Origin of the sequence: Geodermatophilus arenarius (assembly GCF_042654585.1) — a bacterium.
Taxonomy (GTDB): Bacteria; Actinomycetota; Actinomycetes; order Mycobacteriales; family Geodermatophilaceae; genus Geodermatophilus; species Geodermatophilus arenarius.
Genome location: NZ_JBHSGR010000026.1, coordinates 60422 through 74184, shown reverse-complemented (window position 1 = coordinate 74184; position 13763 = coordinate 60422). Strand labels below are relative to the sequence as shown.

Here is a 13763-nt window from a genome sequence, read left to right as displayed (position 1 = left end):
GGCGGCGCCGGCGCGGGCGGCGACCTCGGCCGCCTCGTCGCGCACGGCACGGATCGGCGGGAGGAGCTCGCCGGCCGCGGACAGCGCTGCATCGGCGTGCCGGCGGGCGGCGGCGGGCCGCCCGTCCCGCAGCGCGGCGCGCGCCGCGGACACCTCCGCCTGCCAGTCGGCGCGGCCGGGCACGCGGGCCGGCGGCGGCGCGGGCACGTCTCCCATGGCGCCCGCCTCGCGGGCCAGCCCGGTGACGACGGCGGCCGCGCGCTGCTGGTCGAGGCCGGCGGCCTGCGCCTCCTGCAGGAGCAGGTACGCGTCGGCGGGGGTGAGCCGGTCCTCGACGAGCACGGCTGCCGTGACGCGGGGGCGCAGCGCGGCGCGGACGTCGTCGGCGAGGGCGTCGAGGTAGACGGCGGGGTCGCCGTCGACGAGCAGCGTGCCGGCGGCGGCGAGCAGGTCGTCGACGAGCGCCCGCCGCCGGTCGGGGCGGCGCTGCCGGTTGACCACGAGCAGGGCGTCGCGGCGCCGGCGGACCGTCTCGCGGTCGGCGGTCGGGGGCAGCTCCAGCAGGGCGTGCAGGCTGGGCACGCGGGCGCCCTCGATCCGGCCGAGCTCCTCGAGGCCGTCGCGGACCTGCCGCAGCACCACCGCGGCGTCGGCCGGTTCCGCGGGCGCCGCCGGGGCCTCGGCGCCGAGCAGCCGGTGCCCGCGCAGCCGGGCCTCGAAGGCGGCGTCGTCGAGCCCGGCCGCGGCGGCCATCCCGCGCAGGCCGGCGACCTTGTCGGCCGGCACCCCGCCGAAGCGCTCGACCAGCCGCTCCAGCGCGGCGTCGAGCGCCGCGAAGCGGGCGGCCTCCCGCCGCTCCCGCTCGGCGCGGGTCTGCCCGGCCAGCCACTGCCGCCCGCCCGGGGTGCGCAGCTGCGCGGCGAGCGCGTCGTGGGACCGCAGCAGCGCGGTCACCAGCCCGCGGTACTTGGGGTGGTCGCGCTGCTTCTGCCAGAACGCCCAGACGTCGTCGACCCGGCGGGCGACCTCGTCGTCGGTCAGCGATCCCGCGGCCTCCAGCGGGAGGTCGTAGACCTCGAAGGGGTCGGTCGCATCGGGGCCGCCGCGGCGCTCGATGGCGGCGAGGACCCGCTTGCGGTAGCCGTTGCCGTCGAAGGGAGGCAGCACGGGTCAGTCCTGCCGGCGGCGGACCCGGCCGACCTGCGCGCGCTCGCGGGCGACGTCGGCCTGGCTCAGCGCCGCGCCGGTCTCCACGCGCACGGTGAGCGGCCGGTCGGCCAGCCCCTCGTGCAGCGCGGTCAGCTCGAGGATGCCGTCGAAGCCCATCCGCAGCACGACCTGGATCTCGGTGCCGGCGGGGTACCCGGGCGGGATGTCCTCGATGGAGGCCTCGGCGAGCAGCTTGGCGTCCTCGGGGCGGGCGGACTCGGCGCCGCCGCCCTGCTCGACCACCCGGATGGTGACCACCCGCTGGTCGTCGTGGACGGTGCCGAACGAGCGGCGCACGGCCACCGGCAGCCGGTCGTCGCGGTGCACGAGGAAGACCGCCGACGGCTCGCCGAACCGGTCCAGCGCCAGGACGCCGAAGCCGCGGGAGACGGTGTTGAGGACCTGGATCTCCACCGTGCGCCGCACCTGCGCCGCGGACAGGCCCACGGCGTCGCCGAGGCGGGCACAGGCGGCGTCGACGTCGGCGGGGGCGGCGTACTCCAGCGGCGTGCCGTCGCGCAGCTGCCCGCGGGTGACCAGGTCGGCGGTGAGCAGCCGCTCCAGCTGCTTCTTGCGGCCGTAGACGGCGGCGCCCCTGGCGACGGCGAGGTCGGGGTCGTGCACCTCGGCGGGCACGCCGAGCTCGGCGGTCAGCCGCCGCGCGACGGCGGGCATCCGGGTCGAGCCGCCGACCAGCAGCACCCGGTCGATCCGCTCGACGCCGCGGGCGCGGGCCGCCGCGACCGCCGCGCGGGTCAGCTCCATCGTGCGGTCGAGCAGGCCCGCGGTGAGCCGCTCGAACTCCGCGCGGGTCACCGGCACGTCCACCCGGCGGCCGTCGTGCTCGACCGGCACGACGACGGACTCGCGGACGCTGAGCTCGCGCTTGGCCCGCTCGGCGGCGAGCACCAGCGCCTGGCCGCCGGCGCCGTCGTCGAGCGGGTCCTCGGCGTCGGGGTGGGCGGCGAGGAAGGCGCGCGACAGGTGGACGGCGAGCTTCTCGTCCCAGTCGGCGCCGCCGAGCTCGTGGTCGCCGTCGGTGGCGACCACGGCCAGCCGCCGGTCGGCCAGCTCCACGACCGCGACGTCGACGGTGCCGCCGCCGAGGTCGTAGACGAGCGCGACCTCCTCGAGGTGCCCGGCCGGCCCGCCGCCGTCGAGGCGGGCGAAGCCGTAGGCCAGCGCGGCCGCCGTCGGCTCGTTGATGACGTCGAGGACGGTGAGGCCCGCGTACTCGCCGGCCAGCCGGGTGGCCCGCCGCTCCTCGTCGCCGAAGTAGGCGGGCACGGTGATGACGACGTCCTGCACCGGGCCCTGCGTGGAGAAGCTCGTCTCGCTGACCAGCGCCTTGAGCACCAGGCTGCTGACCGCGGGCGCCGACCAGGACCGGCCGTGGCTGACGAACCGCCACGTGCTGTCGCCCATGCGCCGCTTGACCAGCGTGCAGACGTCGTCGGGCCGGGCGCGGGCCAGGACGCGGGCGCGCTCGCCGGTGACGTAGTCGTCGGGGCCGACGAACAGCACGACGCTGGGCAGCGTCGGGGCGCCGTCGAGGAGGGGGACGACCCGCGCGGCGCCGTCGTCGTCGACCTGCGCCAGGCAGCTGTACGTGGTGCCCAGGTCGATCCCGTACACGGCAGAGGAGGGCGAGGGGACACCGCGCGGCATGGGCCGGAGGGTAGCGGCGCCGCATAGGGTCAGGAGGACGTGTCCGCCGCTCAGAGCGCAGGTCGGCCCGGTCGGGCGAACCTGCGGGGAGGCCTCCCTTGGTCGACTACACGAAGCGCCCGAAGTCCCCGCCGCCGCAGCCGGAGACCCCTCCGGCGCCGCCGCAGCCGCCGCCGTACCAGCCCCCGCAGCCGCCGCCGGGGCAGCCCTACGGCCAGCCGCCGCACCAGGGGCAGCCGCCCTACCCGCCGCCGGGCCAGTACCCGCCGCCCGGGCAGCCGCCGTACCCGCCGCCGGGCCAGCCGTACGGGCAGCCGCCGTACCAGGGGCAGCCCCCGTACCCGCCGCAGGGCCAGCCGCCGTACCCGCCCCCGGGTCAGCCCCCGTACGGCCAGCAGTACGGGCAGCAGCCCCCGGCCCCGCAGCAGCAGGGCGGGGTCAACATGAACAAGGTGTCGCTGACCAAGTCGGCGCCGTCGGTCTCGCTGACGAAGACGGCCGGCACCACCGGCGTCCTGCGGGTCAACCTGAACTGGAACTCCCGGCCCGGGGGCGGCGGCGGGGGCGGCGGCTTCCTCAAGCGGCTGGCCTCGGCCGCCGGCGGCGGGGCGATCGACCTGGACCTCGGCTGCCTCTACGAGTACGCCGACGGCTCCAAGGGCGTCATCCAGGCGCTGGGCAACGCCTTCCGCGGGCAGCACACGCTGGGCAACGGCGGGTCGATCGTGTGGCTGGACGGCGACGACCGGTCGGGCGCCAACAGCGGCGGCGAGAACCTGATGATCGACCTGCAGCACACGCAGCTGATCCGCCGGATCCTCGTGTTCGCGCTCATCTACGAGGGCGTGCCGAACTGGGGGCAGGCCGACGCCGTCGTCACGATGTTCCCGGCGAACGGGCCGCAGATCGAGGTGCGCCTGGACGAGCACGACCCGCGCGCCCGCATCTGCGCGATCGCGATGATCGAGAACCAGGGCGGCCAGCTCGTCGTCAACCGCGAGGTGCGCTACGTGCACGGCGGCCAGGACGTGCTCGACCGCACCTACGGCTGGGGCATGGACTGGACGCCCGGCCGCAAGTGAGCCGCCGGTCCCGCGCGTAGCCCCGCTCCTGGGGTGCTCCTCGTCCTCCGGGGGTCCTGCGGGACCCCCGGAGGACGAGGAGCACCCCGGTGGAGCCGCACGCGGCAGCGGTGACCGCGCCGGTCACCGTCCCCGTCGCCGCCCTGCGGCGGGCGCCGACCGCCGTCCTCGACGAGGTCGCGCGCCGACGCCGGGGACGGGCGCCGGTCAGGCGGTGCGTGTCCGCGCGGGCGCTCCGTCGTCCGCGGCCTTGCGCGGTGCGGGGACCGATCGGCGCGTGGGGGTGTCGGGCATCGGGCCCCCGGCGGTGAGCCGGTAGGCCTCCGCCAGCCGGCGCAGGAGCGCGGCCTTCTCCGCGGGCCGCATCGCGGACCGCATGTTCTTCTCGGCCTGGTCCCTGATCGCGGTGAACAGGGCGTCCTGTGCCTCTTGCTTCGCCTGGGAGTGCATCGGAGGCCTCCTCGTGACCCGCCGCCGGCCGTCCTGGCCTGCACGGATGGTCGCACCGGGAGGGCCTCCGCAGCAGGTCACCAGCCGCGGGCGCGCCACTCCGGCAGCGACGGCCGCTCGGCGCCCAGCGTCGTGTCCCTGCCGTGGCCGGGGTAGACCCACGTGTCGTCCGGGAGGACGGCGAACAGCCGCTGCTCGACGTCGTCGATCAGGCTGGCGAACCGCTCGGGGTCCTCCCAGGTGTTGCCGACGCCGCCCGGGAAGAGGCTGTCGCCGGTGAAGGCGTGCGTGCCGGCGCCCTCCGGGCCCCGCCAGACCAGCGCGATGCTGCCGGGCGTGTGCCCGCGCAGGTGCACCACCTCCAGCACCTGCTCGCCGACGGCGACGGTGTCCCCGTGCGCGACCGTCCGGTCGACCGGCACGGGCAGGTCGCCGGCGTCGGCGGCGTGCGCCACCGTCTGCGCCCCGGTGGCCGCGACGACGTCGGGCAGGGCGCGGTGGTGGTCCCAGTGCCCGTGCGTGGTGACGACGGTGCGCAGGTCGGCGTCGCCGATCAGGGCGCGCAGCGTGTCGGGCTCGGCGGCGGCGTCGACGAGCAGCGCCTGGCCCGTGGCGGTGTCCCGCAGCAGGTAGGCGTTGTTGGCCATCTCGCTGACGGCGACCTTGCTGATCGTGAGCCCGGGCAGCTCCCGCACGTCGGCCGGGCCACCCACCTCGACGTCGCCGGTGTAGGTCATCGGGCCTCCGTTCGAGAACTGTCGGCGAGCGCGGTTACGGTCGCCCGCATGGACGCTAGCGGAGCTCCGGGCGGCGCCCGGCTCGTCGGCCTGCCCGCCTCCGTCCTCGCCGGGCGCGTGCGCGCGGGCGAGGTGTCCGCGGTCGAGGTGGTGCGGGCGCACCTGGCCCACCTCGCCGACGTCGAGCCCCGGATCGGCGCCTTCCGCGTGGTCCGCGCCGAGGAGGCGCTGGCCGAGGCGGCAGCCGTCGACGCCGACCCGCGCCGGGCCACGCTGCCGCTGGCCGGCGTCCCGGTGGCGGTGAAGGACAACGTCGGCGTCGCCGGGGAGACCGTGACCGACGGCTGCGCCGCCCACGCCATCACCGCGGACGCCGACCACGAGGTCGTCGCCCGGCTGCGCGCCGCCGGCGCCGTCGTCGTCGGGATCACCCGGGTGCCGGAGCTGTGCCTCTACGCCGCCACCGACGGGCCGGGCACGGTCACCCGCAACCCGTGGGACACCGCGCTGTCCCCGGCCGGGAGCTCCGGCGGCAGCGCCGCCGCGGTCGCCGCGGGAGCGGTCCCGCTGGCGCACGGCAACGACGGGATGGGCTCGCTGCGGCTGCCGGCCGCCGCGTGCGGCCTGGTCACCCTCAAGCCCGGCCGCGGCGTGCTGCCCGGCGGCATCGGCGCCGACGACTGGTCGGGCATGGCGGTCAACGGCGTGCTGGCCACGACGGTCGAGGACGTCGCGCTGGGCACCGCGGTCCTGGCGGGGGAGGACGCCGACCTCGACTGGTCGGCGGCCGACCCGGGCCGGCCGCTGCGCATCGCCGTCGGCCGCCGCTCCCCGTTGCCGTGGGCCCGGCCCGACGCCACCGCCCTGGGGGCGGTCGAGCGGACGGCGCGGCTGCTGCGCGGCGCCGGGCACGTCGTCGTCGAGCGCGCCCCGGTGGTCCCGTGGGGGGCCGTCTTCGGTGCGACCGCCCGCTGGCTGGCCGGCGCGGAGGACGACGCCACGGCGCTCGGGCTGGACCGGGCGGCGCTGCAGCCGCGCAGCCGCACCCACGCCCGGCTCGGCCGGCTGGCCCGGCGGGCCGGTCTCGTCCGGCCGGCGACCGCCGAGCGGTTCCGCGAGCGGACGGCGGCGTTCTTCGCCGAGGACGCCCTCGACGTGCTGCTGACCCCGATCACCAACGGCCCGCCGCTGCCGGCGCGGCCGTGGCACGAGCGCGGGTTCCTGGCGAACTTCGACGCCGACAACCGGTGGGCGCCGTGGGCCTGGCCGTGGAACCTGGCCGGGGTCCCGGCGGTCGTGCTGCCCGTCGGGACGCGCGAGGAGGGGGTGCCGCTGGCGGTCCAGCTGGTCGGCCCCCCGGGCAGCGAGACGCGACTACTCTGGCTGGCCGGAGAGCTGGAGCGACGCGCGCCCTGGCGCCGTCACGCCCCGGTGTTCGACCCCGCCCGAGCGCCGTCCCCGGCCTCCGTCTGAGCACCCCCACCCGGCGGCAACGTCGCCGTCGTCACGGATTGCGCGCGGACAGTGACGGCGTTGTCCGTATCGACATCTCGACACACTGACCGCGGCCCGGCGAGACCGGCCGGCCCGGCTGACCGACAGGGATCACTTTGGACCGTCTCGTCGTCCGCGGCGCCCGTGAGCACAACCTCAAGGACGTCCACATCGACCTGCCCCGCGACGCCCTGATCGTCTTCACCGGGCTGTCCGGGTCGGGCAAGTCGAGCCTGGCCTTCGACACGATCTTCGCCGAGGGCCAGCGGCGCTACGTCGAGTCGCTGTCGGCCTACGCCCGCCAGTTCCTCGGCCAGATGGACAAGCCCGACGTCGACTTCATCGAGGGCCTGTCGCCCGCGGTGTCGATCGACCAGAAGTCGACCAACCGCAACCCGCGGTCGACCGTCGGCACCATCACCGAGGTCTACGACTACCTCCGGCTGCTCTACGCCCGCGCCGGCCAGCCGCACTGCCCCAACTGCGGCAAGCCGATCGCCCGCCAGACGCCGCAGCAGATCGTCGACCAGGTGCTGTCGATGGAGGAGGGCACCCGGTTCCAGGTGCTGGCCCCGGTCGTGCGGGCACGCAAGGGCGAGTACGTCGACCTGTTCAGCTCGCTGCAGACGCAGGGCTTCTCCCGCGTCCGGGTCGACGGCGTGGTGCACCCGCTGACGGAGCCGCCGAAGCTCAAGAAGCAGGAGAAGCACACGATCGAGGTGATCGTGGACCGGCTGACGGTGAAGGAGAGCGCCAAGCGCCGCCTCACCGACTCGGTCGAGACCGCGCTCGGCCTCGCCGGCGGCCTCGTCGTCCTGGACTTCGTCGACCTCCCCGAGGACGACCCGGAGCGCGAGCGGACCTTCTCCGAGCACCTGGCCTGCGTCGACGACGGCCTGTCGTTCGAGGCCCTCGAGCCGCGCTCGTTCTCGTTCAACTCGCCGTTCGGCGCCTGCCCGGAGTGCACCGGCATCGGGACGCGCAAGGAGGTCGACCCCGACCTCGTCGTCCCCGACCCGGAGAAGAGCCTGGCGCAGGGCGCGATCGCCCCGTGGGCCGGGTCGATGAGCAACGAGTACTTCCAGCGGCTGCTGTCCGGGCTGGCCGACCAGCTGGGCTTCTCCATGGACACCCCGTGGGAGGCGCTCCCGGCGAGGGTGCAGAAGGCCGTCCTGCACGGCTCCCCGGACCAGGTGCACGTCCGCTACAAGAACCGCTACGGCCGCGAGCGCAGCTACTACGCCGCGTTCGAGGGCGTGCTGCCGTTCATCGAGCGCCGGCACGAGGACACCGACAGCGACTACATGCGGGACAAGTACGAGGGCTACATGCGCGACGTGCCCTGTCCCGTGTGCCACGGCACCCGGCTCAAGCCGGAGATCCTCGCGGTGAAGCTCAACGGCCGCTCGATCGCCGAGGTGACCGGCCTGTCGATCGGCGAGGCGGCCGACTGGCTCGGTGCCCTGGAGCTGGGTGAGCGCGAGCGGGCGATCGCCGACCGCGTGCTCAAGGAGATCCAGGCGCGGCTGTCGTTCCTCGTCGACGTGGGCCTGGACTACCTGTCCCTCGACCGGCCGGCGGCCACGCTGGCCGGTGGCGAGGCGCAGCGGATCCGGCTGGCCACGCAGATCGGCTCCGGGCTGGTCGGCGTCCTGTACGTGCTCGACGAGCCGTCGATCGGCCTGCACCAGCGGGACAACACCCGGCTGATCGAGACGCTGATCCGGCTGCGGGACATGGGCAACACGCTCATCGTCGTCGAGCACGACGAGGACACGATCAAGACCGCCGACTGGGTGGTCGACATCGGCCCGGGCGCCGGTGAGCACGGCGGCGAGGTGATCGTCAGCGGGCCGGTGTCGGAGCTGATGGCCAGCGAGCGGTCGCTGACGGGGCAGTACCTGTCCGGCCGGATGGAGATCACGGTGCCGAAGGTGCGGCGGCAGCCGACGCCGGGGCGCGAGCTGGTGGTCAAGGGCGCCCGCGAGCACAACCTCAAGGGCGTCGACGTCACGTTCCCGCTGGGCTGCCTGGTCGCCGTCACCGGGGTGTCGGGCTCGGGCAAGTCCAGCCTGGTCAACGACATCCTCTACACGGTCCTGGCCAACGAGCTGAACCGGGCGCGGATGGTGCCGGGCCGGCACCGCACGGTCACCGGGCTCGAGCACCTGGACAAGGTGGTGCACGTCGACCAGTCGCCGATCGGGCGGACGCCGCGGTCCAACCCGGCCACCTACACCGGCGTGTGGGACCAGATCCGCAAGCTGTTCGCGCAGACGTCGGAGGCGAAGATCCGCGGCTACCAGCCGGGGCGGTTCTCCTTCAACGTCAAGGGCGGGCGCTGCGAGGCGTGCTCCGGCGACGGCACCCTCAAGATCGAGATGAACTTCCTGCCGGACGTCTACGTCCCCTGCGAGGTGTGCAAGGGCGCTCGGTTCAACCGGGAGACGCTCGAGGTGCACTACAAGGGCAGGACGGTCGCCGAGGTCCTCGACATGCCGATCGAGGAGGCCGCGGACTTCTTCGCCGCGATCCCCTCGATCTCGCGGTACCTGCGCACGCTGACCGACGTCGGCCTGGGCTACGTGCGGCTCGGCCAGCCGGCGACGACGCTGTCCGGCGGCGAGGCGCAGCGGGTGAAGCTGGCGAGCGAGCTGCAGAAGCGGTCCAACGGCCGCAGCGTGTACGTCCTCGACGAGCCGACCACCGGCCTGCACTTCGAGGACATCCGCAAGCTGCTGCAGGTGCTGCAGGGCCTGGTCGAGAAGGGCAACTCGGTCATCGTCATCGAGCACAACCTCGACGTGATCAAGAGCGCCGACTGGCTGATCGACATGGGGCCCGAGGGCGGGTTCCGCGGCGGCACGGTCGTGGCCGAGGGGCCGCCGGAGTTCGTCGCGTCGGTGCCCGAGTCGCACACCGGCCGGTACCTGGTGCCGCTGCTCGACCCCGCGGCGATCGAGGCCGCGGCGGCCGGGCCGAAGAAGCGGGCCACGCGCAAGCGCGCGAGCTGAGCGCGACCGGGTGCGCGTCGGGACGGTGCGGGTCGACGCCGTCGCGGACGGGACGTCCGTCGCCCGCCGGAGCTGCTTCGGCGGGGACGTCCCGCCCGGTGCGCACCCGGAGCTGTTCGACCGGGACGACGCGGCGTGGCTGCCGATCGGCTGCTTCGTCGTCCGCACCGGCGGCCGGGTCGTCCTGGTCGACGCCGGCACGGGGCCGGAGGCGCAGTCCCTGCCGGACCGGATGCTGCTCGCCGGTGGGCAGCTGCCGACCGGCCTGCGGGCGCTCGGCGTGCGCCAGGACGACGTGACCGACGTCGTGTGCACGCACCTGCACGCCGACCACGTCGGCTGGCTGTTCGGGCCCGACGGCGAGCCGGGGTCCCCGGGGCGACGATCTGGTTCGGCGCCGCCGACGGCACCCACTTCGTCGACGGGCCGGGGGGAGATGGCCCGCCACGTCCGCACCGGTTTCCGCCGCTGGGCCGGGACGGCGCGGCTGCGCCCGCTCGCGGAGGACGCCACCGTGACGCCCGGGGTCGACGCCCGGCTGACGCCCGGGCACACGCCGGGGCACCCGCCCGTGTCGGTGACCTCCGGCGGGGAGCGCCTGGTGCTGCTCGGCGACGCCGTCACCTGCCCGGTGCAGCTGGCCGAGCCGGGCCGGCGGTCGATGGGCGACGTCGACGCCGCGCTGGCCCACCGCACCCGGCGGCGGCTGTGGCGGGAGCTGGGGGAGGAGGGGACGTCCGGCGTGGGCGCCCACTCCCCGCAGCCGGCGCGTGGCCGCGTGACCCGCTCGGGTGGGCGGTGGGAGCAGGCGGACTGAGGCCGGTCGCGTCGCGCCTCAGCGGCGTCCGCGCCGCACGAGGAACGCGGCGGCCAGGGCGGTCGCGAGCCCGACGGCCACCAGGACGGGTACCGCCCGGGCCGGTGCGCCGCCGTCGTCGGCGCCGGACGCCGTGCCGGTGCGGGCGGGCTCGCCGGCGGGGGGCGTCGGGGTGCTCGCGGCCGGCGCGAGCGGGGACGGCGGTGCCGCGGGTGCGTGGTAGAAGACGAAGACGCCGCGCTGCCGGTGGCCGTCGTCGGAGACCGCCGACCAGGTGACGGTGTGCCGGCCCGCCGTGGTGAGGGCGACGGGCGCGACCAGGACGGCGCCGTCGAGCACGACCGGGCCGGCACCGGCGGATGCGCCGTCCGGCCCCGTGACCGTGACCTCGCCGCCCGCCGGCCGGGCCGCGAAGGTCAGGGTGACCGCCCGCGGGGTCGTCATCACGGTGCTGTCGGCGACCGGCTCGGTGGCGAGCAGCAGCGGGTGCGCCGACGCGGTGCCGGGCGCCGCGAGCGCGAGCCCGAGGGCCAGCAGCGCCGTGAGGAGCAGGCGCGGTGGGATCGTGGGTCCGCGGACGGTCGGCACGAGGGCCTCGGGGAGGGCGGCGCCGCTACGTCCAGCGCCGGATGAAGTCGATCGTCGCCCGATCGACCTCGGCGGGGTGCGAGGCGCTCAGGAAGTGCCGGCCGCCGTCGACGACCCGCAGCTCGGCGTCGGCACTGCTCGTGAAGAGCCCGATCTCCTGCTCGGCGTTCGCGACGGAGTACACCGTGTCCTCGGTGCCGTGCATCCACAGGACCGGGCACCGCACGTCGTCCAGGCGCCCGTGCAGGCCGTCGCGGTCGCGCAGGTTGATGCTGGAGAGCCGGAGACGGCGGCGGCCGTCGTCTCCGCTGTAGTTCTGCTGGTGCGTCTCGTGCCAGAACGAGCGCTCGGCCGGGGACACGTCCTCGCCGAGCCCCTCGGCGAGGACGGCGTCGACCAGTTCCACCGGGACGGCCCAGTCGTGCCCGACCTCCTCGGCGAGCGCGTCGATGGCCGGGGTGCAGAAGGCGACGCCGTCCCAGCAGCCCAGGTCGCGGCTGCGCGGGCTCTCGTGGTCCATCGAGGTGCCCAGGGGGACGATGCCCGTCACGACGCGTGGCGCCAGCATCGCCATCCGGGCCGCCACCCACCCGCCCTGTGACGTGCCCAGGACGAAGGCCTCGGGGATGCCCAGCGCGTCGAGGACCTGCAGGTCGGCGACGGCCGAGTCCCAGTAGGTGAACTGCTCGTACGAGGCACGGGTGCGGCCGTGGCCGTAGGGCTCGAGCGCGAGCAGGTTGGCGGTGGCGGCGAGGTCCTCGTCGGCGAACTGGGGCCGGTAGAGGTCGGCGGACGTGCTGAAGGAGTTGACCAGGACCAGCGTCGGGAGCGAGGGGTCGTAGGGCCGGCCGAACCGGTAGCCGATGGTCGACGTGCCGAGGTGGGGCACCGTGATCGTTCCCGTGTCCGCCATGGTCGCTCCCGTCGCTCGGGCCGGCGCGCGGCAGGTCGGCCATGCAGGGCGTGCGCCCGTCATCGTGTCCGCGGCGTCCGGGACCGGTCAACGCTCCGGGTCGCACACGCGCCTCGCCCCGGGGTCCCGCCTCGGCGGGGCGGTGGGGTGGTCGTCGCGGTGAGGCCGGTGGGGGTGGTGACGGTGAGGGCCCCGTCGGCGGCCGGGCGGTGCCGCCAGCCGGGGGCCCGGTGCTCGCTGCGGTGGTGGCGGGCGCAGCAGCCGGCCAGGTCGGGCGCGGCGGTCGGGCGGTCGACCGGGCGATCTCCCGGTCGGCGGCCTGCGCGGCACCCAGCGGCCCGGACGACAGCCCGACCGCCGGCGCCACCGGCACCGGGGCGGTCACCACGTCGTCCACGTGAGCGCTCATGCGTTCGAAGAACGAGGCGCCCGAGCCGCTGAGCAGAAAGGACGGCACCACGGTAACAAGACGGCATCGTCCGAGGCGCGGCCGGATGTGATCCAGGGCACGCTGGGACTGTGATTACTGACCGAACAGTCAGTGCGGCCGGCGCGAGCCTCCTGTGCGGCCGGCCGCGGTCCTGCTGGCCGCCGCGGATGAGTCCGGGCGGGGAGACGGGGCTCGTGCACGCCGTCGAGGTGCACCGCAGCGCGGAGGAGTTGACGGGGGAGAACGAGGTCGCGCTCTGCGGCGCGATCGTGCAGGTGCTGGAGGCCCCCTGGCGCGCGGCGGACGACCCGTGCCCGCGGTGCCGCCGGCTCGTGGGGTGAACGGGTAGCCCGAGCCCCCGGCGCCCCCGGACGGCCCTCCGCGGAGTGACGTGCCGCCGTCGTGGGTCAGGATCCCGTCGAGACCCTGGGATGCTGCCCCCGTGAGCCGGGCCAGCGAGGACTCCAACCGGCGCATGCTGCGGGCGCGGGACGAGATGGACCGCTCCTACGGGGAACCGCTGGACGTCCCGGCGCTCGCCCGCATCGCGCACGTCTCCGAGGCGCACTTCATCCGCACCTTCAAGGAGACCTTCGGCGAGACGCCGCACCGGTACCTGCAGCGCCGGCGGGTGGAGCGGGCGATGTTCCTGCTGCGCAGCACCGACCGCACGGTCACCGACATCTGCATGGCCGTCGGCTTCTCCAGCCTCGGCACCTTCAGCCGGGTCTTCGCCGAGGTCGTGGGGGAGCCTCCGAGCGTCTACCGGCGGCGCGGGCCGTTGGCGCCGGTGCCCTCCTGCTTCGGCATGCGCTGGCTGCGGCCCAGCGAGAAGACAGCAGTTCCGGAGAAGCCCGCCGCCGACGCCCGCCCCTAGCGTCGTCGGCATGTTGACCTCCATCTCGATCACCTCCCTCTACGTCCTCGACCAGGACCAGGCGCTGGACTTCTACGTCGGCAAGCTGGGCTTCGAGGTCCAGACCGACCAGCAGTTCGGGCCGATGCGCTTCCTCACCGTCGTCCTGCCCAGCGACCCCGGCCACGCGGTGCTGCTGGAGCGGCCCGCCCCGCCGTCGGTGAGCCCGGAGATCGCCGACACGGTGCGCGACCTGGTCACCAAGGGCGCCGGCGGCGGCCACCTGTTCCTCACCACCGACGACGCGCACAAGACCCACGCCGCGCTCAAGGAGAAGGGCGTCGACCTGCCCGAGGAGCCGGTGGTGCAGCCCTACGGCATCGACTTCGGCTTCCGCGACCCGTTCGGCAACTCCGTCCGCATCGCCCAGATGACCCCGCCGCCCTCGGCGTGACCCCGCCGGCCGGGCCCGCCGGGGACCGCGTCGCGGTCCCCGGGCCCGGCC

Annotated in this window: 13 protein-coding genes; 7 read left to right on the top strand and 6 right to left on the bottom strand. The window is 75.6% G+C overall.

The genetic code is table 11. The features are described from left to right. Positions 1-1167: hypothetical protein (locus ACFO3M_RS19975; protein WP_387993044.1), on the bottom strand; the 1167-nt coding region annotated here is incomplete at its 3' end. Between the two features lie 3 nt (positions 1168-1170). Continuing rightward, positions 1171-2877 (bottom strand): Hsp70 family protein, encoded by a 1707-nt coding sequence (locus ACFO3M_RS19970; protein WP_387993041.1) that lies wholly within the window; start codon positions 2875-2877, stop codon positions 1171-1173. 98 nt (positions 2878-2975) lie between these two features. On the opposite strand from ACFO3M_RS19970, the gene ACFO3M_RS19965 reads away from it, so the two are divergent. Beyond that, positions 2976-3959 (top strand): TerD family protein, encoded by a 984-nt coding sequence (locus tag ACFO3M_RS19965; protein ID WP_387993038.1) that lies wholly within the window; start codon positions 2976-2978, stop codon positions 3957-3959. A 207-nt stretch (positions 3960-4166) separates the two neighbouring features. Here ACFO3M_RS19965 and ACFO3M_RS19960 read toward each other — a convergent pair whose 3' ends face one another. Both ACFO3M_RS19960 and ACFO3M_RS19955 read right to left on the bottom strand, forming a co-directional pair. Beyond that, positions 4167-4409, bottom strand: coding sequence for a hypothetical protein (locus ACFO3M_RS19960; protein ID WP_387993035.1), 243 nt, complete (start codon positions 4407-4409; stop codon positions 4167-4169). A gap of 77 nt (positions 4410-4486) precedes the next feature. After that, positions 4487-5146: an MBL fold metallo-hydrolase gene (locus ACFO3M_RS19955; protein ID WP_387993032.1), complete on the bottom strand. Its 660-nt coding sequence runs from the start codon at positions 5144-5146 to the stop codon at positions 4487-4489. A 48-nt stretch (positions 5147-5194) separates the two neighbouring features. Between ACFO3M_RS19955 and ACFO3M_RS19950 the strand changes: the two genes are divergently transcribed. From ACFO3M_RS19950 to ACFO3M_RS19940, 3 genes are all read left to right on the top strand, one after another. After that, positions 5195-6619, top strand: coding sequence for an amidase (locus tag ACFO3M_RS19950; protein ID WP_387993029.1), 1425 nt, complete (start codon positions 5195-5197; stop codon positions 6617-6619). A gap of 137 nt (positions 6620-6756) precedes the next feature. Next, on the top strand, positions 6757-9654 hold the full coding sequence (gene uvrA / locus ACFO3M_RS19945) for an excinuclease ABC subunit UvrA (RefSeq protein WP_387993026.1): 2898 nt from the start codon (positions 6757-6759) through the stop codon (positions 9652-9654). Positions 9655-9664: 10 nt separating this feature from the next. Then, the gene (locus tag ACFO3M_RS19940; protein WP_387993023.1) at positions 9665-10471 is read left to right on the top strand and encodes an MBL fold metallo-hydrolase; all 807 of its coding nucleotides are present in this window, start codon (positions 9665-9667) and stop codon (positions 10469-10471) included. An 18-nt stretch (positions 10472-10489) separates the two neighbouring features. Here the strand turns inward: ACFO3M_RS19940 and ACFO3M_RS19935 are convergent, their stop codons facing one another. After that, on the bottom strand, positions 10490-11059 hold the full coding sequence (locus ACFO3M_RS19935) for a copper resistance CopC family protein (protein WP_387993020.1): 570 nt from the start codon (positions 11057-11059) through the stop codon (positions 10490-10492). Positions 11060-11084: 25 nt separating this feature from the next. Continuing rightward, a complete protein-coding gene (locus ACFO3M_RS19930) occupies positions 11085-11972 on the bottom strand; it encodes an alpha/beta fold hydrolase (RefSeq protein WP_387993017.1) in 888 nt (295 codons plus the stop codon). Between the two features lie 624 nt (positions 11973-12596). Here ACFO3M_RS19930 and ACFO3M_RS19925 point away from each other — a divergent pair. The 3 genes from ACFO3M_RS19925 (at position 12597) to ACFO3M_RS19915 (ending at position 13712) form a co-directional block, all read left to right on the top strand. Beyond that, on the top strand, positions 12597-12743 hold the full coding sequence (locus ACFO3M_RS19925; protein ID WP_387993014.1) for a hypothetical protein: 147 nt from the start codon (positions 12597-12599) through the stop codon (positions 12741-12743). 101 nt (positions 12744-12844) lie between these two features. Continuing rightward, a complete protein-coding gene (locus ACFO3M_RS19920) occupies positions 12845-13279 on the top strand; it encodes a helix-turn-helix domain-containing protein (RefSeq protein WP_387993011.1) in 435 nt (144 codons plus the stop codon). Positions 13280-13289: 10 nt separating this feature from the next. Beyond that, positions 13290-13712 (top strand): VOC family protein, encoded by a 423-nt coding sequence (locus tag ACFO3M_RS19915; protein ID WP_387993008.1) that lies wholly within the window; start codon positions 13290-13292, stop codon positions 13710-13712. The last annotated feature ends 51 nt before the right edge of the window (positions 13713-13763 follow it).